Origin of the sequence: Dawidia cretensis, assembly GCF_018598175.1 — a bacterium.
In the GTDB taxonomy this organism is placed as follows: domain Bacteria; phylum Bacteroidota; class Bacteroidia; order Cytophagales; family Cyclobacteriaceae; genus Ohtaekwangia; species Ohtaekwangia cretensis.
Window position 1 is genome coordinate 308702 of sequence record NZ_JAHESE010000001.1, and the last position, 23612, is coordinate 332313.

Consider the following 23612-nt stretch of genomic DNA (forward strand, 5'->3'; position numbering starts at 1 on the left):
TTACTCCTTCGGCTCGCAGAACGAACCCTTGGCGATCCACAGCGTTTTATATTGCACCTCAAACAACCCCTCCTGTATGCCAGGATCAGCTTCGATGACCGCACGCTGCACCTCGCCTTTCATAACCAGGATGCCCGTATCATGTTCACCCAATATACCATAGGTAACGACGTTGCCCGTCGTGGCCAGCTTCTTGACAAACTCTTCGTGACGCCGCAGGATATCGGGGTAGCTTTGTGCCGTAAATTTGGTGACGACCATGTCGAAACGCACAAAAGCATAGCTCACCATTTCGTACGGCTCCTTTACCACGCAGACTGAGCCGATCAAAGGTTTATAGGGAGATAACGTTACCTCCCACCGGCGTGCACGAATCCCCGGATCGGTGCTGAGCCAGTCCCTGGCCTTGTCCGTCGAAGCCGTGCGCAGAATAAAAATACCCCCGCCGCCATCAAAGGGACCCGCCGCGATAAGCTTGCCTTCCGCTGCCAGGCGGTTGATATTGGCCATGTGACCCTTCATGAGCGAATCCGACAAAGTCTGTGAGATTTTATCGGCGTTGACGTTTTTTGTCAGGAAAACAAACGTGTACGCATCCTGCTGGGCCCATCCGCAATACGCGGGAACCAGTAGCAGTAAACAGAAAAACAACCGTTTCAAGTGCATAGTGCCATAGTTAAAAACCATCTATAAAGCTACTAATTTGGAGTATCTGTTTATGAATATTACATCGCGATTCTTTTTTAACCGGTCACTACTTTTCACGGGCTACACTCCGTAACTTTGAGGCACCTGGCTTTATATGAAATTTACTGTGTTCACCCTCCTGCTGCTGGCGTCGCTTCAGCTATATAGCCAGACAGGCAATTATTTCCTTTCGCACTATACTCCTGGTGAAGATCGGTTTGACGAGGTCTGTTTTGATATTGCCCAGGAAAAAAGCGGCCTGGTATATTTTGCCACACGCCGCGGTATACTCGAATTTGACGGCCGCAACTGGAACACACTGCTGAATGACGGCGCCGTATATTCCATTCAAATAACTCCTTCGGGCGAGCTTTATTGGGCCGGCGCGGCCGGCTATGGCACCATTGCCCCCCGCAACATCGGCAATCGTAAAACCACCGTTATTTCACCCAAAGGCGTTACCGATGTCTTTCAATGCCTCATCCAGGAAAAGAAATCCTACTTCGTGGGTGAAAATTCGCTCTACATTGAAACACCCGGCCAGGCTACGCTTACCGTAAGCGCCACCAAACAGACGGGTGCCTTCGGCAGCATCTTTGAGATCTTTGGCGCAGTATATGTCAACACCGCCCACATGGGCCTGTTCAAAGTCGACGGCAACAAGCTGGTGCGGTCGCGATTAAACTTCTCGAACACCGAAGAAGTGGTTTTCTCGCAAGGCTACGACAATCAATACCTCATTGGCCTTTCTGATAACAACGTATACCTGGTTGGCGAAAATCTCAAGCCCCGTTTGATCGTTCTGGAAGACGAAATGTATGCCAGCGCAAGCGTGATTGTGAGCGGCACATGGATAAACAAAGATATGTTTGTGCTGGGCACGCTGCGCGGCGGCCTCATCTTCGTACAAGCGAGCACCGGTAAAACACAAGAGATCGTAAACTATAATACCGGCCTGCCCGACAACGAAGTATATGCGTTGATGAGTGATCAGAGCCAAAGCATTTGGGCAGCCCATGAATATGGCTTTACGCGCGTGTCACCGTATCTGCCCTTCCGCTCGTTTAGTCACTACAACGGACTGGCCGGCAACCTCCACTGCGCACGGGACTTTCAAGGAAACGTCTATGCAGGCACGTCGGTGGGACTCTTCAAGCTGGAGAAAGAAGAACTCTACGATGAGATTACGTACTTCACGGAAGTGACAGAAAAGAAACCGGCGACCACCGTAACGCAAGCGACGACACCGGCACCCGCTACACAAACAACGCCAACCACTCCAACGACCGAAACGACCCAGCCCGCCACGGAGTCTAAACGCAAAGGACTGCTCCGTTTCCTGAAGAAAAATCGCAGTAAAGAAAGTGCACCGGTCGTAACACCCGCCAGGCCCGCTGAAACTACCACAGCGCCCACACCGAATCCGTCAGTGACACCACCGCCAGGAACCGTCAAACGCAGGATTAAAAAGAGTCAGCGCGTACTCCGCACCACCACGTACCGGTATAAAAAAGTACAGGGTATAAATGCCAAGATCACACAGCTGGTAATCGTCAACGACAAGCTGATTGCCGTTGGCCTGGGCGGCGCCTTTGAGATTGAAGGCCTAACCGCCCGGCCCATCCTGGAAGAGCCCGTGCGGGTAGCCTATGCTTCGCGCAACCTGAAGATGCTGCTGGTGTCGACCTACGACGACGAAATACGTGCCTTCACACCCGACGCAACAGGGTGGGCACCGTCATCTATCCTCAGCACCGTCAACGACGACATTGAAGCCATCACGGATGGTAACAACCAGGACCTCTGGCTGTGCGCACCCGACAAAGTATACCACCTCGACGTCGCGACCGGCACGTTAAAGAATGTTGAAGGATTGCCCATCAGCAACCCCACCCTTAACAAGACTGCATGTGTACGTTGGAACAAAGAGATCGTGCTCGCCCACAAAGATGGTTTCTTCCGGTTCGATGAGCCGCAGCATACCTTTGTGCGCATCGACTCGCTGCCCAAACCCGTGCTGCACTTCTCCGACGGCGAAGACATTCTCTACAACGACGGACGCACCTGGAACATCCTTGGCAAGACACATGGGCAAAGCAACCTGCAACTGTTAAACCTGCTGCAAAACCTACGCTTTGTGACGATTGACCAGAATGGCGAAAACCTCTGGGTTGTAACCGGCAACAACGAGCTATATAAATTCTATGGTGAAAAGCTGACGCCCTATGAAATCGGCAACAAGCCGCTCCTCAAAGCCGCCCGCAACGAAAACGAAACGATGGACCTGAGCGACTTCGCCCTGGACGAGACCAAAAGCTCGCTGACCTTTGACGTTATTCAGCCCGACTATCTCGCACCGCAGTCCATTGAGTACCGCTATCAATTGGGCGGCCTGGAAGACGAATGGTCCGATTGGTCCGTCAGCAACAACATCATCAACTTTGCCTACCTGCCTTCCAACGACTATGTGCTGATGGTACAATCACGCGACATCTTTGGCAAGATTCGTGAGCTGCCCACCGTAGCCTTTGAAGTATTGCCGCCCTATTGGAAGCGCCCCTGGTTCTATGCCCTGGAGTTCTTTGTCTTCTCAGCCCTCGTGATGCTCTCGATGCGCCTGAGCAGTCGCTTCCGCATTATCAGCCGGGTGCTGTCATTGCTCACCATTATCATGCTGTTGCAGTTCATTCAGACAGTCATCGCCGAAACCTTTGAGACCCGCACCAGTCCGGTCATTGATTTCTTTATACAGGTGGTGGTCGCCTTCATGATCCTGCCCGTAGAAGGCTACTTGCGCAACCTCATGTTGAAGGAAGGTACGCTCGCCGGCAGGCTGCAACGCTTCCTGACACCCGAGGCCGCCCCGGCCGACGACAAAAAAGACTAAGCGCTGCCGTCCGGCTTCTTGTGTTCATGTTCTTTCGCTATTTTTGGACATGGCAAGACCAGATCTATCGGTAATTCCCGAGGGCTACAAAGGCTATGTGACCCTGGCAAAAGAGTACGACTTCCTCGACGCCCTCGACATCGCGCGCAAGCGCATGGACGAACTGGTACAGGCACTGCCCGAAGCCAAAGGCGAATATCGGTATGGTCCCGACAAGTGGACGATCAAAGAGCTGCTTTGTCACCTGATCGACGCCGAGCGCATCTTTACCTACCGCGCCCTGCGTTTTGCCCGCAACGACAAGACCGCCCTGCACGGCTTTGAAGAAAACGACTACGCCCCCGAAGCCAACGCCCACGGACGCACCCTGGCCGAAATAGCACAAGAAGCCATGCACGTACGCCAGTCGACCGTCGATCTATACAAGAGCTTCACACCAGAGATGTTGCAACGATCGGGAACCGCAAATGGCAAGACATTGTCCGTATTCCACCTGGGCTACGTCATTGCCGGCCACGAGCTGCACCACTATAACATCCTGCGGGAGCGATACCTGCAATAGCCTGGCATGCAGCATAGAGTTCGCTCCCTCACCGGCACGGCAATACGCCATTTTTTACTCCCAGCGATCGTCGCGACGCTTTACGCCTGCTCGCCTGTATCACCCAAAGCACTGCAAAAAAACTTTCGCCAAACGGAAGTTGCCCTGCAAGAACATGTCGGGTTTGTTCTGTACGATCCGCTTAAAAAAGAAAAGCTCGCCGACTACAACGGCAACACATATTTTACACCCGCCTCGAACACCAAGATCTTTACCTTCTTTACAAGCTTGAAGCTGTTGGGCGACTCCATCCCCGCATTGAAGTACGTAGTGCGTGGTGATTCGCTTATCTTCTGGGGCACGGGTGACCCATCGTTCTTATATCCCTTTGTTTTCACAAACGGCACCGCTTATACATTTCTCAAAGGCGCTCCCCAACAACTATATTTCGCAGCTGACAATTTCCCGACCGCGTTCTACGGTCCGGGGTGGGCATGGGACGACTATAACGACTACTATGCGGCTGAACGAAGCCCCCTTCCGATCTATGGCAACCTGGCTACCTTTACTACTGCCGGCAGCGCCGTGCAAGTAGAGCCGCCCTTCTTCCGCACCAGCATACTGCCAGAAGCCCTTCAGAAAAAACCAGCCATCATTCGCAACCTCGACCAAAATCAATTTATATATCACCCCGGCGCGCAGCCTTCGACCAGGACCTTTACCATTCCCTTTAAAACCAGCTCCGTGCTGACAGCCCAACTGCTGGGTGATACCCTTAAACGCCTGATAACCGTACTGGAAAAACCGGTATCCCGCCTGGGCACAAAGACGCTGAAAGGAATACCCACTGACAGCCTGTACCGCGTCATGATGCAAGACAGCGACAACTTTATAGCGGAACAGCTCCTGCTGGCTTGCGCCGGCATGATCAGCGATACGTTGAAGCCCGAGATCGCCATCAACTACATGAAACAGCACGACCTCCACGACCTGGTAGACGATCCCGTGTGGAAGGACGGTTCCGGTCTATCGCGTTACAATCTGTTTACACCAGGAGCGATCGTGCAACTATGGGAAAAGATATACCACACGGTGCCACGAGAGCGACTCTTTCCGCTCCTCGCAATCGGTGGTTCCAAAGGCACCATCCGAAGTTATTACAAAGGCGGCACGCCCTATATCTATGGCAAGACCGGCACGCTGAGCAATAACCATTGCCTGAGCGGATTCCTGGTCGCAAAAAGCGGCCGGTTGCTGATCTTCTCGTTCATGCACAACAATTATACCGCATCGACTGCCATCATCCGGCAGCACATGCAGGAAACCCTGAAGAAAATCTATGAGAATTATTGAGATGAAAAGACACATATCTTATCTATGCCTGTGCCTCACGGTGCTCCTGGCAACACCCCGCGCCTACGCACAAACCGATAGCCTCGATATCAAGATCGGGCAGATGATCCTCATCGGCTTTCCAAAGGCCGACGTCGATTCGGAAGTGTTGCGCGAAATACGACAGGGCAAAGTGGGCTCGATCCTCATCTTCGAAAAGAACATTCCGCAGAAGAATTCTTTTAATGCGTTGAAAAAGATTACCTGGACGTATCAACAAGCAGCACCGATCCCGTTGTTTATTACCATCGACCAGGAAGGCGGCAAGGTGAACCGGCTGAAAGACAAATACGGATTCCCAAAGTCGATCACAGCCGCCGACATGGCGAAGGCAAAGAACCTCGACTCCGTGCGATTCTACAGCGAGTCAACGGCCTCCACACTGGCCGGCCTGGGCATCAACGTAAACTTTGCTCCGGTGGTAGACCTCGCCTCAAACCCCACCAATCCCATTATCGCCAAACACGGCCGGGCCTTCTCGGCAAACGAAGACACCGTAGCCTGGATGGCCAAAGAAGTAATAAAGATGCACCGGCGATACGGCGTGCTCACGTCGCTCAAACACTTCCCGGGCCACGGCAGCTCAAAAGACGACACACACCTGGGGATGGCCGATGTTACAAACACCTGGAATGAAAAAGAGCTGAAGCCCTATAAAACACTAATAGACTCGGGCTATGTAGATGCCATCATGACCTCGCACATTGTAAACCGCAACCTCGACAAAAACGGCTACCCGGGCACACTGTCAACCGACGTGTTGACGGGGCTGCTGCGCAACCAATATCACTTCAAAGGCGTGATCTTTACCGACGACATGCAGATGCAGGCGATTACCAAACACTACGGCTTTGAGCAAGCCATCAAAATGGCCATACTGGGGGGTGTCGACATCATGACCTTCTCCAACAACATCGCCGGCAGCGACCAGCGTACAGTGGACAAAGTACATACCATCATTCGTGGCATGGTAGAACGCGGTGAGATTCCCCGCCAGCGGATCGACGAAAGCTTCCGCCGCATCATGACCTTGAAGAAACGCCTCTCGCTAAACACAATGGCCGCCAGCAACCAGCAGCAGCTCGACAAGCTGAACGCCGAGTTGGCCAAAAGCCAGGATGCACTTCGTCTGAAGACACAAGAGCTTGAACAAGCACAGGCAGCGTTGCAAAAAGCCACGCAAGAAAGCCAACGCCAGCAAAGCGAAGAGCAATCATCTAAGAAGAAAAAGAAGAAACGTAAGTCTGATCGTTAAGCCACACATAGTATGAATGCTTTTACGATTCACCCGGCCGAAGGAGAAGAGCTGCCCATTTTGGTCAGCGTGCCGCACTGCGGCATAAGCTTCCCGGACGACATCAAAGACCAGTATAAATCGTCGCTGATCGAAGAACCCGACGACACCGACTGGTTCGTCGACAAGCTATACGGCTTTGTTCCATCCCTGGGCATCACCATGATCTCGGCCAATTACAGCCGATGGGTGATCGACTTGAACCGCGACCCCGATAGCAAGCCGCTCTACACCGACGGCCGCATCATCACAGCCCTATGCCCCACGACAGACTTTCTCGGCAACCCACTATATAACGACGAACGTAAAGACGTTGCCGCGGACGAAGTAACCCGGCGTATGGATCTATACTATAAACCGTACCACCACCAGTTGAATGAGCACCTGACCCGGCTACAGGCAAAGTTCAAAAAAATATTACTGTGGGATTGTCACTCCATCCGCCAGGTAGTGCCCACCATCCAACCGGACGCCCTTCCCGACTTGATCCTCGGCGATGTCGACGGCCGTGCAACAGATGCAGCCCTTACCCAGACTGCGCTGCAATCGCTTCGCAGCACAACATACCAGGTAAATCACAACCATCCGTTCAAAGGCGGCACCATTACCCGCCACTTCGGCGCGCCGGCCAACGGTCGTCATGCTCTGCAACTGGAAATGACCAAAGTGCACTATATGGACGACACCGAGCTGCGCTACGACCTGCAACGGGCCACAGCCATGCAGAAGGTCTTAAAGCGTACGCTTGAAAATCTTGCCATACAGCTCCAGCAATAAGGCATGAAACACGATCTGAAATATTATCAATTCACCGGCTTGCTCCTACAAAGTGGCTGGCGCTCGCCGGCGGTAGTAGGCATTGATGCGCAAGGCATCATTCAATACCTAGCCGACAAGGCGCCGGCAGAGACGGCAGCCATCGAAGCTGTACAAGGCCTGGCGATCCCCGGCTTTCAAAACGCACACTCGCATGCGTTTCAATTTGCCATGGCCGGCATGGCCGAAAAACATCCCGCCGGTTCGAACGACAACTTCTGGAGCTGGCGCGAGGCCATGTATCGTTGTGCGCTCACGATGGACCCTGATCAAATGGAAGCCGTCGCAGCCATGCTATACGCAGAATTGCTCAAGCGCGGGTATACCCACATAGCCGAATTTCACTACCTTCACCACGACAAGAACGGCAAGCCTTATAACAACCTGGCCGAGATGGGAGAGCGACTCGTTGCCGCGGCAAAGACCACCGGTATCAAGATCACGCTCGTGCCCGTAATGTATCAGAAAGGTGGCTTTGGCGCACCGCCGCAGCCGCGACAGATTCGATTTATCTCCAACACAACCGACGAATACTTCCAATTGCTGGATGACTCCGCCCACGCCGTGGCCGCCTACCCGCAGGCACGTCTGGGCTTTGGCGTACATTCCCTCCGGGCGGTGGAAGCGCAGGATGTTATACGCGTCATGCAGGAAGGGCCTAAGACTATACCCTTCCACCTGCATGCAGCCGAGCAATGCAAGGAAGTAGCCGACAGTATAGCCCACTTGAAACAACGTCCCGTAGAGTGGCTGTTGAATAATCTACCCCTGAATGAGCGGGTACACATCGTACACTGCACGCACCTGGGCGACGATGAAGTGAGTCGACTGGCAGCCAGCAAAGCGAACGTTGTTCTTTGCCCGGGCACAGAAGGCAACCTCGGCGACGGCATCTTCCGTCTAACAGACTTTGCTACGCAAGGTGGCAGCTGGTCTATCGGCACCGATAGCCACATCAGCCTCAACCCGCTGGAAGATCTACGCTGGCTTGATTACGCCCAGCGCTTCACCACACACAAACGCAATACGTTTGATGATGGCGCGAGCACCCTGGTATATAAAACGTTGGCAGCCGGGCGTCGCGCAATGGGCGTAGAAGCCACCGACTATTTTGCCATAGGCCAGCCCCTGGATGCTGTGGTGTACAATGCCCGCACACCGTTGCTCGCACAAGCGGGACGTGAGCATTGGCTGCCGGCCATTGTATATACCTCCGACAGCTCGGCTATCCTGGGCACATTAGTGGATGGACAATGGAAAGTAAAGGGACACCACCACGTAGAAGAAACGCGCATTCTGCGCACCTTCCTGCGGTATAGCAATAGCCTCTGATCCGATCATCAGAACCCGTCGTCTTCCTTCTTCGGCTCCTTCTTCTCCTCTTCGGCCGGTTTCTCCTTGGCCACAGAAGAGCCTTCGCTCAAGCTATACGGTACATCGATGCCGTAATACTGCGCACGGAAGCGGTTGATGAAAGTGAGCGTCTCGTCGTCGCTACCGGGTATGAAAGCCACCTCGCCGATCTTGGCCTTGCCGGCATTGCTCTTCTTCGAAATGATAGTATTGAAGTCGCTGTTGGATGAATGCACCATCAGGCGGTTGTCTTCGAAGCCGAAATAATACCAGGCATCCGGTGACGCCTTAAAGAAAATGTGGGCCACCGGCGCGCCGTCTTCATTCTTACGAATCTCGATAAAGCCTTCAAAAGCTCCATTGATGTCGTTGCGACCGATGTTGGAGATGCCAATCGTACCTTCACTATAAAACCCCTTCCGCTTCTCCGACCATTTCATGTTGACATTCGAAATGACCAGCGGCTTCGCCAGCGCAGCGATGGTACTCAGCGACACATACCCTTGCAAGCTGCGCTGCTCAAAATCTTTAACAACCTTCTCGCCAACAATGTCGGCGATCTTATACAACAGCTCGGTCTGGTCGCCCAGACCCTCGTCTGCACCTTCGTTTTTAATGACCTCTTGAATCTGCTTACCCATGAGGTCGAACGCCCCTATCGGTACATTACTTTCCATCATCATGAACGTATTCATGCGGATCTCATTCGTCTCCATGTTACCCTGGCCGAGTGCGGTCGTCACAAGATTAAAGTCTTTCATACCTGGGAAAAGCTTGACCGGCCCTTCAAACCGCACCTGCATATTGTCGTCATTGTAGGCAAACACCTTTCCGGAAAGCGAGGTACCGGCAGCCTTCTCCAGGCTCTCAATCTTAAACTCATGCGACGCAGTATCATAATGCAGGGCACCACTCGGCGTATAAAAGTCTTCATCCTCTTCGCTCTTCTTGTCATTGACAAACGTGATGTACAGATCGTTGTCGGTCGAGAAGTGCAGGCCGGCATTGATTTTTTTACCGTCCTCGGTCACGGCGTTGTCGAAGTCGATATGTACCTCGGTTTCATCACCGGTCTGGGCATACTCGATCCACGTATTATAGTCCTTGATCTTTTTGATGTCGAGCTTCACAAAGCCGGTAAGCTGCAACGCCGGACGCGTGGCATACATCGTCATGTTACCTTTATAGAACATGCCGGCACCCAACACCAGCTTCTCTTTGTCCTCCACAGCACCGGTGCCTACCGTCTGTTGCAATGCAACGGAGTTCTTGCGCGACTTAGACCGGCGCGACGTCTCCTCTACCGCGATGTCTTCGAGGTGAAAGTCCGTCATTTTAATGGCAAACGTATCGCGCAGGAAATTTACATACTGGTAAGTAGCATAACCGCTGAACTGCTTCCGCGAAATAATATCTACCACGCCCTCCGTTAGGCGGTGATAGCCATTGAGCGTATCGAGTATGATCGTAGTGTTTTTCAGCGTACCGATCTTGGCATTCTCGAGAATGAGTACTTCGTTGTTCTCGGGGGTAATCCTTGCATCCGCTACAGTAATATAGGGAATGCCGCTTACCTTCAGCTCCTGCGTCTTCAGGTTGTACTCCGCACGCTCGGCGTTGAAGTGCAGCGAATCGAGGTCTTTGCGTGTAGTATAAAAATATGACTTCTCGATGGGTACATCGGGGTCCTTACTCATGGTGATCTTCTGCTCATCAAGATCCCATCGCATTTTCGGGATGGATGTCTTGAACTGTGCAAACGGGAACGCGATCGCCGCCACCCCTTCTACTTCCGGACTGATGTCGGCATAGTTTTCTTTCAGGTTAAACTTCATCCGTACGTCCACACCATACAAGAGCGGTTTGTTGACGTCTTCCGACTTTACAGTGAACCGCGCGTGGCGCGCGCTGAAATCGTCGGCAGTAAAGTTCATGTTGCGTGAGATCAGCTCGCTGCCACGGGTCTCTAACTTACCAGTACCGGCAACACCTTCTTTTGATATCGTCAGCGTACCACGCATCTGAGCGGTAGAATCGTAGAAGTTAAACGGCGACTTCTGGTTCTTCAGTCGCATCTGGTCCTGCTTGGGCAACCACTTCATTTCATAGTCGGGCAGTGACGCCTGCGGGAAGCGCACATTGCCAAATTGTTTCTCGGAAATCGTAGCTCGCTCACCACGGCCCACAACCGAGTCGGGATAAAACACAAAGTCGTGCGACGCTACCGTAGCAGCCAGGTATTCAATCTTACCCGTACCACGCAGACCGCGGTTGTTCAGCGAAACCGCGCCGTGCATTTTACCATCGCCGTTGTATAGCTGGTAGCCCCCCTTCGGTATATAATGCTCAAAACCGAGCGACTTATCGGGCTGCGAATGTAGCTTCTCTTTAAAAGCGGGGAACATGCCGTTCGACACAAACGTACCGTCGAAGTTGATAGACGCCGGATCGGCATCGTTCAAGCTGTCGAGCTTAAACGGCGGCACGGCAAAGAACATCGAGCGATCGTACACGCCGCCCAAGACTTCGGGTCGATCAAAATAAATAGCACCACCACCGGATGCGTCAAGACGCGGAAAGTTGGGGATCTTTTTCATGCCCGACTTATTGCCCGCCTTGCTGATATACAACGTACCCGATTTCTGCGAGGCATCGCCCAGACCACTCACCTTCGCGGTAGACGAATCGGCCCCCACCATGTTGTTGTTAAGCTTTCGTCGGACCATCACGCCCTTGGCATTCCGCTCCATCACAAAGAAGTTAATGGAGTCGATGCGCGTCAGGTCGATATAGAACCCTTCGTAGTTCAGCGTAAAGCCTTTGCCGCTGATCTCGAAATTACCGGCGTTGATGGTACCGTCGAATTTCATATCACGATTTTGCAACAGCGTGATAATGGCGCTGTCGGGCTGAATCCGTACGTTTAGTGAGTCGCTTATTTTAAACTCCTCTACGCCGCGCACGGTCATATAGCCTTTCTCAAAGTTCAAGGTAGCGTTGGCCGAGCTGTCAATGACAGAATGTATCTTCAGGTTATCATAGTCCATCTCGCCCTTCGAGGCTTTGTAAATCAGAATAGCCTTTTCTTTCACGCGTACAATGTCGGTCTTGGGATCGTACGACACCAGGCCCTTCTCCCGCAGGAACTCGATTGCAGCCTTGATGTCGCGCATTTCCTTACCAGAGAATTGGGCGAGGTCACCCGAGTAAAACTCGCGCGTTTTATTCTTTACGCAATAGTTCGCGACCAGGCCCAGCGGATGGAATGAAAAGCCTTCACCCTTTAACAGGCGAAAATCTTCCTGATCGTAGAAGTCCGCCGACTCGATCACCATCGGTACCGTATTACGCCCGCCGTCGGTATAAATATCAAGACTGTCGGAGTACAGGTTCCAGCGAATCACGTCGGCGGCAAAATCCACTTTGAAGAAAGAAGACGAGTAGGGCGTGTGTTTCATGTTGCCCTTATCTTTCTGAATGATGATCCGCTGCAGGCTGTCACGACCAAACGCATAGCGCATCCGTACCGCCGGGTGTGTGATGGAGTCACGACGCTGCTGCAGTATTACCGATGCTTTTTTAGACGTGATCGTCGAGTCGCTAAACAAAAACTCCGACGAGCGCGCTACAAATTTTTTATCGCCATTATGCGAGATCTCGATTATGGCAGGATCACCACCCACCGAGGCGCTGGAGATCTTACGACCCGTAAGCGAGAAGCCCCCCCGGTATTTCACATTCTCATCGCCGAGGCCGGTGATGTTGAGGTTGCTTTGGTAGGACTTAAAGCGCGGATAACTGGACGCCACCGAATCTTTGCGTGTAACGGACTTAAACTCAAACGTGCCGGGAATCAACCCAGGCGTGTGACCGGTATAATTAAACCGCACCAGGTCGGACTTAAACTCGGGCTTGTTGACCGGGAAATTATACGTGCCCAGGTTACAGTATACACTGTCGGGGCTCAGCAGCGCAGGGGTCCAGTCGACCGTACCCGACTCGCCCACAAACAGGCCGTTGCGCAGGGAGACGACGCCCTTGGTATTCTTGACAAAGATAGAATCGTACTTCGTGACAAAATTGAGTGTCACCCGGTTGAACCGTAGCACGGGCCCATCTACCACCGGCGGGGGAGGAGGGTTCATCCAGAGCGGTGCTTCGGAGAAAATAGAGTCGGCGCCGCTGCCCGCATCGAAGTTTTCATTCGGGTCGGACTGCACGGGGTCGATATATACCTGGTCGGTGTTCGACGACGCGATGGAAGTCGTGTCGTTCATATCAAACGTCGGCGCAGACGTGATGTATTCAAACGTATAATCGTCGTCGCTGGCATACAAGCGGAATGGGCGCTCGTAATTCAGCGCGTGATATTGAAAGAACGTGCGACTGAGGCGAAAGAAATTCTGCGCCCGGGTAGACGACTCCTGGGCAATGACCTGGCCGGCTACCGTCAGGTACGCTGTAAGCTTGGCAGGATCGGCATGCTCAACGGTAACAGCGTTGGCAATCGCCCCGAAGTAATGGATCATAGCCGGCTTGAGCGGATATTTCTTTTTACGCAGTTGGAAGGCCTGGCGATGCACCATGTCTTGCTGGTCGGGCGACAAATTGCCCCATGCGGAAGCAAAGCTCGCGCCGATCACGGACGCGTCTACGTTACGGGTGTTCTCAAACACCACCCGGATACTGTCTGGGAAACTCAGCGGAATAGCACTTTCTGATCTCTTCTGGGCCGACACCACGAGGGCGGGCAAAAAAGACAGGAGGAAAAAATATGATCGTACCTGCTTCACAAAAACTAAACCTTGAAATTCGGAAATAATAGTTGAATAATAAACTAACGCTGGACCAACCGGGGTTAGTTTTTCCACCGGTTAACAAAATACAGGATCAGCGAAAGCAGCACGCTTAACAACAAGGACGTTACAACGGGAAAATGAAAGCTGTAGTTTTCGCGTTCGATCCGGATATCGCCCGGCAGGCGTCCAGGCCACAAGTGTTTGGGGCCATACAACACAACCAGGCCGGCAATAATACAAACTAAACCTACAACGATCAGGATTTTGCCCATAGTGTTGTTTTCTTACGAACTTAGCGCCCCCGTCAGCTAAAACACATGAAAAAAGGCGTCCTGTACCTGGTTCCCAGCAGCATAGCAGAAGAAACTCAGCAAACCGTCATCCCGGAGCACGTGCGCCAGGCCCTGCCCGGCATACGTCATTTTCTGGCCGAGGACGTCCGCACAGCCCGCCGCTTTCTCAGCAGCCTGAAGCTTTACGCGTCCATCGAGCCGCTGCAGTTCGAAGTTCTCAACAAAGATACAAAACCGGCCGAACTCAAAGCCCTTTTTCAGCCCTTGCTGGAAGGGCACAACCTGGGCGTGATCTCCGAGTCGGGTTGCCCCGGTGTAGCCGACCCGGGTGCGCTGGCCGTGAAGTACGCGCATGAGCAGGGTATTCAGGTAGCACCGCTGGTAGGCCCATCATCGCTTTTGCTGGCGTTAATGGGCTCGGGCCTGAATGGCCAGCGCTTTACCTTCCATGGCTATCTGCCGATTGATAGCAAAGAAGCGGCCACGGCGATCAGGGCGCTGGAGAAAGAGTCGCAGAGCCGCCGGCAAACACAGCTCTTTATTGAGACGCCTTATCGTAACAACGCCATGCTGCAAAACCTGCTGCGGAACCTGCAGGACGATACACTACTGTGTATTGCCATAGACCTTACAGGCAAAGAAGAGAGCATTAAAACGTTGCCGGTAAGTAAATGGAAAAACCTGCGGCCTGAATTGCCTAAAGTACCAGCGGTATTTTTATTTTTGGCGTAACGCCGTTTGATTTGATTTCTTTTACAGTTTCAACCAAATTTGCCGCTAAAATTTAAAACCCAGTGTAAATCCTTATGCCGTATTTATTTACCTCCGAGTCGGTGTCCGAAGGCCATCCCGACAAAGTAGCAGATCAGATCTCTGATGCCCTAATCGATTATTTCCTTGCCTACGATCCTGCTTCCAAAGTCGCCTGCGAAACCCTCGTTACCACTGGCCAGGTTGTACTGGCAGGAGAGGTAAAATCAGAAGCTTACCTGGATGTTCAAGACATTGCCCGCGAAGTTATCCGCAAGATCGGGTACACCAAGAGCGAGTACATGTTCGAAGCCAACTCGTGCGGTATCCTTTCGGCTATTCACGAGCAGTCGCCCGACATTAACCAGGGCGTTGTACGCAAGAAGAAAGAAGACCAGGGTGCTGGTGACCAGGGTATGATGTTCGGCTACGCCACAAACGAAACCGACAACTACATGCCCCTGCCGTTGGAGCTTGCCCACTTGCTGCTCCGCGAGCTGGCGATCCTCCGTCGTGAAGGCAAGGCGATAAAGTACCTGCGCCCCGACGCCAAGTCGCAAGTAACCATTGAATACAGCGACGACAACAAGCCGCAACGCATCGACACCATCGTAATTTCTACGCAGCACGACGACTTCGCGAAAGACGCTGTCATGTTGAAGCAAATCAAAGACGATGTGATCAACATTGTTATTCCCCGCGTGAAGAAGAAGCTGCCGAAGCACGTACAGAAGCTTTTCAACAGCGAAATTCAGTATCACGTCAACCCTACAGGCAAATTCGTAATCGGAGGTCCCCACGGCGACACCGGTCTGACAGGCCGTAAGATCATCGTTGACACCTACGGTGGCAAAGGAGCCCACGGTGGTGGTGCCTTCTCCGGCAAAGACCCCTCAAAGGTTGACCGCTCAGCGGCCTACGCTACCCGTCACATCGCCAAAAACCTGGTAGCAGCCGGTCTGTGCGACGAAGTACTGGTGCAGGTAGCATACGCCATCGGTGTAGCCCAGCCAGTAGGGCTGTACGTAAATACCTATGGCACTTCCAAAGTGAAGCTCAACGATGGCGAGATCGCGCAGAAGGTTGCGAAGATCTTCGACATGCGTCCGTACTTCATCGAGCAGCGCTTCGCCCTCCGCACCCCGATCTACGCCGAAACCGCTGCCTACGGACACATGGGCCGCGAGCCCCAAGTGGTGGAGAAAGTCTTTAACAAAGGTAAAGCCTCTGAGAAAACAGTGAAAGTAGAGCTATTCCCCTGGGAAAAACTCGACCACGTAGACGCCGTGAAAAAAGCCTTCAAAATCGCCTGATTCACACGTTTCACAATAACAAAAAGCCGTTCCCGACTCCCGGGACGGCTTTTTTGTTGCTGCTTATTCTACCGCAACTGCTTAAAAAACTCCCACGCCACAATCCCCAGACAAACCGAAACATTCAAAGAATGTTTCGTTCCCGCCTGCGGAATCTCCAATGCCACATCCGTCAACGGCAGCACCTCCTCACTCACCCCATTCACTTCATTTCCAAACACCAGGCAGTACCGTGCATCAGCAGAAGGCTTAAACGTCTCCAGCGAAACACTATCCGTCGTCTGCTCCACCGCCACGATCGCATATCCCTCCTCCTTCAACTTTCTCACAGCATCCACCGTCTCCGCCACATACTCCCATTGCACAGACTCCGTCGCCCCAAGCGCGGCCTTTTGAATCTCCCGGTGCGGCGGCGTACCGGTAATGCCGGTGAGATAAATCTTACCAATGCGGAAAGCATCCGCTGTGCGAAAGGCCGCGCCTACGTTGTGCAGGCTGCGGATGTTATCAAGCACAAGACATATCGGCAGCTTCGGTGCTTCCTGAAACTCCGCAACAGACATTCTTCCAAGTTCTTCCAGTATTAGCTTCTTCATGCAGATCAGACGAGTGAATCCTTCCGCAAACAAAAGAAAAAGTATTTAATTTGCCCCATGGCCGAAACCAAGACCTCTGCTGAAACACCGTTGATGAAGCAATACAATGCCCTGAAGGCAAAGTACCCCGGTGCAGTCCTCCTCTTCCGTGTGGGTGATTTTTACGAAACCTTCGGACATGATGCCATGACGGCCAGCAAGGTACTCGACATTGTACTTACCAAACGCGGCAACGGCTCGGCCTCCGAAACCGCCCTGGCAGGCTTTCCCCACCACGCCCTTGACACCTACTTGCCCAAGCTGGTACGTGCCGGCTACCGGGTGGCCATCTGCGACCAGCTGGAAGACCCCCGCTTTGTAAAGGGCATTGTGAAGCGCGGCGTGACCGAGCTGGTAACACCCGGCCTGTCATTTAACGACAACGTACTCAACCGCAAGCAAAACAACTTCCTGGCATCCGTCTTTTGTACAAAAGACGCTTTTGGCGTGGCCTTCCTCGACCTGTCTACCGGAGAGTTCTATGCCGCACAAGGCAACGAAACGTATGTTCTCAAGCTCATTCAAGGCTTTGCGCCGTCGGAAGTAATTTATTGCAAACAGTTCCGCGCCAGGTTCGATAGCCTCTTCAGCAACGACTACAGCACATATGCGCTGGAAGATTGGATCTATGGCTACGACTATGGATATGAAAAGCTGACGAAGCATTTTAAGACCACCACGCTGAAGGGCTTTGGCGTAGAAGACTATACAGAAGCCATCGTTGCAGCCGGCGCCATACTGCATTACCTCGAAGACACCGAGCACAAAGATACATCACACATTGCGTCGATCGCCCGCATTGACGAAGATCGGTATGTGTGGCTTGATCGATTTACCGTACGCAACCTGGAGATCGTTACGTCTCAGCAAGACGGCGGTGTGCCGCTGATCGACATCGTAGACCGCACGGTAACCCCCATGGGCTCGCGTCAGCTGCGCAAGTGGATGATCCTGCCGTTGAAAGAGAAAGATGCCATTGAAGAGCGCCTGGCGATAGTGGACACGTTTTATGCCGACAACAACCTGACCGAAGCACTCGTGGAGCCGCTCAAGCAGATTGCAGACCTGGAGCGACTCATCTCGAAGGTAGCCGTAAACCGCATCAACCCACGCGAGATGCTGCAGCTGAAGCGCTCGCTAAAAGCAATCGAGCCCATCCTCCATGAGCTTAGCCAGCAGAGCACGCCCGGCCTGCAACGCCTGGCCAGCCAGCTGCACCTGTGCGAATCATTGGTAGCGAAGATCGAGCAGGAGTTACGCGAAGATGTTTCCATCGCCATCAACCAGGGCAACCTCATCAAAGAAGGTATCGACGCTGAGCTGGATGAGCTGCAAAAGATCTCTTATTCAGGCAAAGACTACCTGCTGCAGATCCAGAAGCGCGAGGTAGAGCGCACCGGCATAGGCTCCCTCAAGATTTCCTACAACAAGGTCTTTGGTTATTACCTCGAAGTAAGCAACGCCAACAAAGACAAGGTGCCGTCGGATTGGATCCGGAAACAAACGCTGGTGAATGCCGAGCGGTATATCACCGAAGAGCTGAAAGTATACGAAGAAAAGATCCTGAACGCAGAAGATAAGCTAATCGTGATCGAGCAGCGCATCTTTAACGGCCTCATTGCCGCGGCAGCTGCGTTTATTCCACAGATCCAGCTCAACGCACGGGTATTGGCACAACTCGACTGCCTGCTATCCTTTGCTGTTGTGGCGCGCGCCAATCGTTATACCCGCCCGCAGATCAACGACTCCTATATTCTCGACATCAAAGCGGGGCGTCACCCGGTCATCGAAAAGCAACTGCCGGTAGGCGAGCCCTATATTCCAAACGATATATACCTCGACAGCGAAAAGCAACAGGTGCTGATCATCACGGGGCCGAACATGGCCGGTAAATCCGCTTTGTTGCGCCAGACGGCGCTCATCGTGCTGCTGGCACAGATAGGTAGCTTTGTGCCCGCAGAGGCCGCGTCCATCGGTATTGTCGACAAAGTTTTTACACGCGTGGGTGCGTCCGACAACCTGTCGAAAGGAGAGTCGACGTTTATGGTGGAAATGATCGAGACCGCCAGCATTCTGAACAACCTCAGCAACCGCAGCCTGATCCTGATGGACGAGATCGGCCGTGGCACCAGCACCTACGACGGTGTATCGATTGCCTGGGCCATCGTAGAATATTTACATAACCACAAAGACTTTAAGCCTAAGACGCTTTTCGCCACACACTACCACGAGCTGAACCAGCTCGAAGAAGACCTGACGCGCGTGCGTAACTTTAACGTATCGGTAAAAGAAGTGGGCGACAAGATCATCTTTATGCGCAAGCTGAAAGAAGGTGGAAGCGAGCACAGCTTTGGTATCCACGTAGCGCAGCTGGCGGGTATGCCGAACCGTATCGTGCTGCGCGCGAATGAGATCTTGCACTTCCTCGAAAAGGACAAGCACAAGAACGAAGACAAAAAGCGAATGGAAAATATACCGGTGGCCACACCGCAAATGAGCCTGTTCGCGGCCGATCCGCGCTTCGCCGAGATCGAAGAAAAGCTTGCTAAGATCGATATCAATACCATCAGCCCTGTAGAGGCACTACTCAAGCTGAACGATCTGATTACCGTACTAAAAAAATAAAGGGGCTTATACCGCCCCTGTGTTTCCTGTATTCCCTCCGGCATTGCCGGTATTTCCTTTGTTATCTCCGCCGCCATTTCCACCTCGGCGTCGATTCGGACGACGACGACCGCCGCTATCGCTACCGTTGGCTTTCGAGCTGGCACCACTGGCATTGCCTTCGCCGCGGGGCTTGCCATGACCGCCGTGTCCACCCCGGCCACCACCACTACCGCCCGAGCGACCACCGCCACCTCCGCGGCCGTGACCCGAGATGGCCCTCTTTTTCTGGGGCTCGTATTCCGGGCCTTCGCCCGCTTCAGGCGGCAACGGCAATTTCGGAATAACGGTGTCGATAAGCGTTTCGATGCTATAGAATTTGCGCTGATCGCGTTCGTTGATCAGCGTCACCGCGGTGCCGGTGGTCTCGGCACGGGCCGTACGACCTATGCGGTGAACATAATCTTCCGGATCGGGCGGCACATCCCAGTTTATCACCAGGCTGATTCCTTCTACGTCAATACCCCGTGACAACACGTCGGTACCGATGAGTATGTTTACTTGTTTATTCTTAAACGCACGGAGAATTTCTTCACGCTCTTGTTGCTCAAGGTCGGAGTGAAACGCACGGACCTGCAAGCCACTGCGCTGAAATACCGTGTCGAGTTTTTTAACAGTCTCTTTTGTCGAGGCAAAGAGGATAGCGCTTTTCCACGCTACCGTCTTGAGCACGTGCTTCAACACAGCACTTTTCTGAGCATCGTGTACCACATATGCCTGCTGCAAAATGCCGGCGGCAGGTTTAGCAATAGCGATGCTGATCTCTTTGGGATCTTGTAAGATTTTGGTCGCCAGCGTGCGGATCTTGGGCGGCATCGTGGCGGAGAACAGCAGTGTCTGCCGCTTCTTGGGCAGGTAATTGATGATCTTCACGATATCGTCGTAGAAGCCCATGTCGAGCATGCGGTCCGCCTCGTCAAGCACAAGGTGCTCGAGGTGATCGAACTTAATGGTGCCGGCAGCCAGCAGGGCAATGAGCCGGCCGGGTGTGGCAATGATGATGTCGGCGCCTTGCTCGAGCGCTTTCCGTTGCTGGTCCCACGTAGCGCCGTCACCACCACCGTAAACGGGAATGGAGCTTACGCCCAGGAAATAAGCAAAGCCTTCGATCTGTTGGTCGATCTGTTGTGCCAGCTCGCGCGTGGGCGCAATGACGAGCGTATTCAGATGCCGGTGATCTGCGTGCAGTATTTTGTTCAGGATGGGCAGAATGTAGGCAGCGGTCTTTCCAGTGCCGGTTTGTGCACAGGCTATCACGTCGTGATTCTCCAGGATCATCGGAATGGCCTGTCCCTGAATCGGTGTGGGTTTGGTATAACCCATCGACGACAAGCCGTCCAGCAGCTTCTCATCGAATTTAAAGTCCTCGAAAGTCAAGAAAAAAAGTTTTTACAGTTCAGTATCAATCTTTACAAAACAAACAATGGCAGGCGCGGGGCTGAATGTTTATGCGATTTACTCCAATTTTTCCAGCCAGCCAAGAACTTGCCATCTCTGGCACAATTTTTCGTACTTTTAAACGCATAAACCAGCTTTATGCAGACGCTTTGTCGATTAACCACCGTGCTGGCCCTGGCCTTGCTCACAGCCTGCGCCTCGAGCCCGTTCGGCACGAAAGTAAAAGAGCCTTTTCAAGGCAATGCTTACCAATCCAACAATCGCTTCTGGCGGGCCTCCGGCAAGGGCGTCAGCTCGCAGGATAACATTGCCCACGGCAAGGCCGACATCGACGCCAAAGCCGAGCTGGCAGGCCAGATAAACACCACCATGAAGCAGGTAGCCGACCAATACCTCGGCCAGACCGAAAATGCCAATGCCGCCGACGTAGCAGATAAATTTCAAAGCCTGGTGCGGCAGGTCATGAACACCAACATGGCCGACCTGCGCAAGATGGACGAGAAGAAATACTTCAACAGCAAGTCTAACGAATATACCGTCTTTATCGCTTACGAGATCAAGAAGAACGCCATGCTGCGTTTTATGAAAAAGCAGGCGAAAGTAGACAAGACCATCGACGAGCGGCAGCGCGAGACCATCGAGAAGATCGTCGACGAGGAGCTCGAAAAGGCAGACGCCGCCGATCAGGAGTAAGGTCTGACGATTTTTATTTACAGGTTAAAGACACCCGGCCGGGCTTTGCGCCCGCCGGGTTCTTTTTTTACGGAAAGCACGGCGCCCCCAATTCCCGCGAGCGGGCTGGTATGTTTGTCGTAATTAGGATACCTTTGAGCCCTTAAAACTTATAAATTCTTATGTATTCAATTCTGGCACAAGCACAGGGATTCCAACCACAGAGCCTCATTGTCTTCGGCGCGATCATCGTCATATTCTATTTCTTCATGATCCGTCCGCAGCAAAAGAAGCAAAAGGACCAAAAGAAATTCAATGAAGAAGTCAAACGTGGCGATTATGTTATCACCGTCGGCGGTGCCCACGGCACGGTAGCCGAGACAGAAGGCGATACCTTTATTCTCGAAGTTGAAAAAGGCGGCCGCATTCGCTTTAACAAATCGGCCATCTCGATGGAAGCAACCAAAGCTTACACAACCAAGAAGGCATCCTAACCCGTTGACCTCACCACCCGGTCGATACCCGCGCCGGGCACGGGTGTTGCAGGGATACTGCGCAAAAGAATGAGCGTCATCAATTCCATATTCAATCTTTTACGGTTTAACCGGAGAAACTGGAAGCCCGTGGTGTTATGCGTCTTCGCCGCCACGGTCTTCTGGTTTTTTAATGCGCTCAACAAAAAGTATACTACCAACATCAGCTTCCCACTGTCGTTCGACTATGTGGAAGAGGACTACGTAGCGATACACCCGCTCCCCAGGAGCGTCCGCATCAATGTTACCGGTCCGGGTTGGGATCTCTTTCGCCGCAGCCTCGGACTGAAAGTGCCGCCACTGGTGATTCCCCTGGAACGCCCGTCGGAGATCAGAAAAATTGTAGGCAGCACACTGCCGCCGTTGTTTGCCAACCAGCTCGAACGCTTCGAGATCAACTTCGTGTTGTCCGATACACTCCGCATTGCATTGGAGCCGAAAGGCACACGTTGGATAAGCCTTGCCCTCGACTCTCCAAACATTCTGTTTCGAAAGGGTTATGCCATAACAAGTAATGCAACAATCTCGCCCGACTCGATCTTCATCGAAGGCCCCTGGAAACTGGTCATGGCGCTGTCGGAGCCCGTATACCTGAAATTATCCCAACGCAACATCGACGAAAACTTTTCGGAAGATGTAGAAGTGAAATTTGTAAACGAAGACCTCATTCGCCGCGACCCACCGACCGTGGCGGTACGGTTTAACGTTGACCCGCTCACCGTCATCAAAGATTCTATTACCTTAAAGATCATCAACCTGCCGAAAGGTGCCCGGCCGTCGCTGGGTGTCCACCAGCTGCCCTGCACACTGGCCATTCCCCAACGTTTTTTAAAAAGCTATAACCACGACTCGGTCAATGCCGTTGTAGATTTGAAGAGCTTTTCAAAAGGTGTTAAGCGGGTGTTACCGGTTATACAGGGGCTGCCGCCATACAGTCGGGTGCTGTCGGTGGATTCCATCGTCGTTAAATTCTAATATTGTGCACAAACCTCTGCAGATCGGCATTACCGGCGGCATTGGCTCGGGGAAATCCCTGGTCACCAAAATCTTCGCATGCCTGGGAATTCCTGTGTATGATGCTGACAGCCATGCGAAAGAACTAATGACCACCGATGGAATTCTCATATCGCAGATAAAGAAAGAATTCGGTGATTTGTCGTACGTAAGCGATGGTACGCTGAACCGCAAGTACCTGGGCGAAGTGGTCTTTAACCAGCAAAAGAAGCTGGATATACTCAACGGCCTCGTACACCCGCGCGTGCGGCATGACTTCGCTCAATGGACTGATCGGTATAGGGACAAGCCCTATGTCGTTCGTGAAGCCGCGCTGTTATTTGAGACCGGTGTGTACCGGCTGCTGGACCAGACCATTGTGGTGTATGCACCGGAAGATGTACGCATCCGCCGGGTGATGAAACGCGACAACAGACCCGAAGAACAAGTGCGGGCCATCATCCGGAAGCAGCTGTCAGAAGAAGAAAAAAAGGCCCTTGCCGACGATATAATTTACAACGATGACTCGATCCTTGTCATTCCCCAGGTGCTCGCATTACACCATCGCCTTTTACAGGGGAATGCCTGACCG

At 52.8% G+C, this 23612-nt stretch carries 18 protein-coding genes; 13 read left to right on the forward strand and 5 right to left on the reverse strand.

The features are described 5' to 3' along the window. A complete protein-coding gene (locus KK062_RS01340; protein WP_254082430.1) occupies positions 1-660 on the reverse strand; it encodes a YciI family protein in 660 nt (219 codons plus the stop codon). Between the two features lie 142 nt (positions 661-802). Here KK062_RS01340 and KK062_RS01345 point away from each other — a divergent pair, with 142 nt between their 5' ends. Genes KK062_RS01345 through hutF form a run of 6 tightly spaced genes read left to right on the forward strand, consistent with a single transcriptional unit; the run spans position 803 to position 8949 of the window. After that, positions 803-3574 (forward strand): triple tyrosine motif-containing protein, encoded by a 2772-nt coding sequence (locus tag KK062_RS01345; protein ID WP_254082431.1) that lies wholly within the window; start codon positions 803-805, stop codon positions 3572-3574. Positions 3575-3623: 49 nt separating this feature from the next. Then, the gene (locus tag KK062_RS01350) at positions 3624-4136 is read left to right on the forward strand and encodes a DinB family protein (RefSeq protein WP_254082432.1); all 513 of its coding nucleotides are present in this window, start codon (positions 3624-3626) and stop codon (positions 4134-4136) included. A gap of 6 nt (positions 4137-4142) precedes the next feature. Continuing rightward, complete coding sequence (locus KK062_RS01355) at positions 4143-5468, forward strand: D-alanyl-D-alanine carboxypeptidase/D-alanyl-D-alanine-endopeptidase (protein WP_254082433.1); 1326 nt, start codon at positions 4143-4145, stop codon at positions 5466-5468. Position 5469: 1 nt separating this feature from the next. Continuing rightward, positions 5470-6762, forward strand: a complete 1293-nt coding sequence (locus tag KK062_RS01360) for a glycoside hydrolase family 3 protein (RefSeq protein ID WP_254082434.1) — start codon at positions 5470-5472, stop codon at positions 6760-6762. A gap of 12 nt (positions 6763-6774) precedes the next feature. After that, complete coding sequence (locus tag KK062_RS01365; protein ID WP_254082435.1) at positions 6775-7578, forward strand: N-formylglutamate amidohydrolase; 804 nt, start codon at positions 6775-6777, stop codon at positions 7576-7578. 3 nt (positions 7579-7581) lie between these two features. Continuing rightward, positions 7582-8949 (forward strand): formimidoylglutamate deiminase, encoded by a 1368-nt coding sequence (hutF, locus tag KK062_RS01370; protein WP_254082436.1) that lies wholly within the window; start codon positions 7582-7584, stop codon positions 8947-8949. A gap of 8 nt (positions 8950-8957) precedes the next feature. Here hutF and KK062_RS01375 read toward each other — a convergent pair whose 3' ends face one another. Next, the gene (locus tag KK062_RS01375) at positions 8958-13763 is read right to left on the reverse strand and encodes a hypothetical protein (RefSeq protein ID WP_254082437.1); all 4806 of its coding nucleotides are present in this window, start codon (positions 13761-13763) and stop codon (positions 8958-8960) included. A 65-nt stretch (positions 13764-13828) separates the two neighbouring features. Continuing rightward, the gene (locus KK062_RS01380) at positions 13829-14041 is read right to left on the reverse strand and encodes a DUF2905 domain-containing protein (protein ID WP_254082438.1); all 213 of its coding nucleotides are present in this window, start codon (positions 14039-14041) and stop codon (positions 13829-13831) included. A 45-nt stretch (positions 14042-14086) separates the two neighbouring features. Between KK062_RS01380 and KK062_RS01385 the strand changes: the two genes are divergently transcribed. Both KK062_RS01385 and metK read left to right on the forward strand, forming a co-directional pair. Further along, a complete protein-coding gene (locus KK062_RS01385) occupies positions 14087-14794 on the forward strand; it encodes an SAM-dependent methyltransferase (protein WP_254082439.1) in 708 nt (235 codons plus the stop codon). Positions 14795-14868: 74 nt separating this feature from the next. Continuing rightward, positions 14869-16125: a methionine adenosyltransferase gene (gene metK / locus KK062_RS01390; RefSeq protein ID WP_254082440.1), complete on the forward strand. Its 1257-nt coding sequence runs from the start codon at positions 14869-14871 to the stop codon at positions 16123-16125. 68 nt (positions 16126-16193) lie between these two features. Here the strand turns inward: metK and KK062_RS01395 are convergent, their stop codons facing one another. Continuing rightward, positions 16194-16721 carry an RNA methyltransferase gene (locus tag KK062_RS01395; protein ID WP_254082441.1) on the reverse strand — a complete coding sequence of 176 codons (528 nt, stop codon included), beginning with the start codon at positions 16719-16721 and terminating at the stop codon, positions 16194-16196. A 57-nt stretch (positions 16722-16778) separates the two neighbouring features. Between KK062_RS01395 and mutS the strand changes: the two genes are divergently transcribed. Continuing rightward, complete coding sequence (gene mutS, locus KK062_RS01400) at positions 16779-19385, forward strand: DNA mismatch repair protein MutS (protein ID WP_254082442.1); 2607 nt, start codon at positions 16779-16781, stop codon at positions 19383-19385. Between the two features lie 6 nt (positions 19386-19391). Here mutS and KK062_RS01405 read toward each other — a convergent pair whose 3' ends face one another. Further along, positions 19392-20801, reverse strand: coding sequence for a DEAD/DEAH box helicase (locus tag KK062_RS01405; protein ID WP_254082443.1), 1410 nt, complete (start codon positions 20799-20801; stop codon positions 19392-19394). Positions 20802-20960: 159 nt separating this feature from the next. On the opposite strand from KK062_RS01405, the gene KK062_RS01410 reads away from it, so the two are divergent. The 4 genes from KK062_RS01410 (at position 20961) to coaE (ending at position 23609) form a co-directional block, all read left to right on the forward strand. Beyond that, positions 20961-21515 (forward strand): hypothetical protein, encoded by a 555-nt coding sequence (locus KK062_RS01410; RefSeq protein WP_254082444.1) that lies wholly within the window; start codon positions 20961-20963, stop codon positions 21513-21515. Between the two features lie 161 nt (positions 21516-21676). Continuing rightward, entirely contained in the window at positions 21677-21988 is a 312-nt protein-coding gene (gene yajC / locus KK062_RS01415; protein ID WP_254082445.1) for a preprotein translocase subunit YajC, read from the forward strand. A 69-nt stretch (positions 21989-22057) separates the two neighbouring features. Further along, complete coding sequence (locus KK062_RS01420; protein ID WP_254082446.1) at positions 22058-23002, forward strand: YbbR-like domain-containing protein; 945 nt, start codon at positions 22058-22060, stop codon at positions 23000-23002. Positions 23003-23006: 4 nt separating this feature from the next. Next, complete coding sequence (gene coaE, locus KK062_RS01425) at positions 23007-23609, forward strand: dephospho-CoA kinase (protein WP_317195728.1); 603 nt, start codon at positions 23007-23009, stop codon at positions 23607-23609. The last annotated feature ends 3 nt before the right edge of the window (positions 23610-23612 follow it).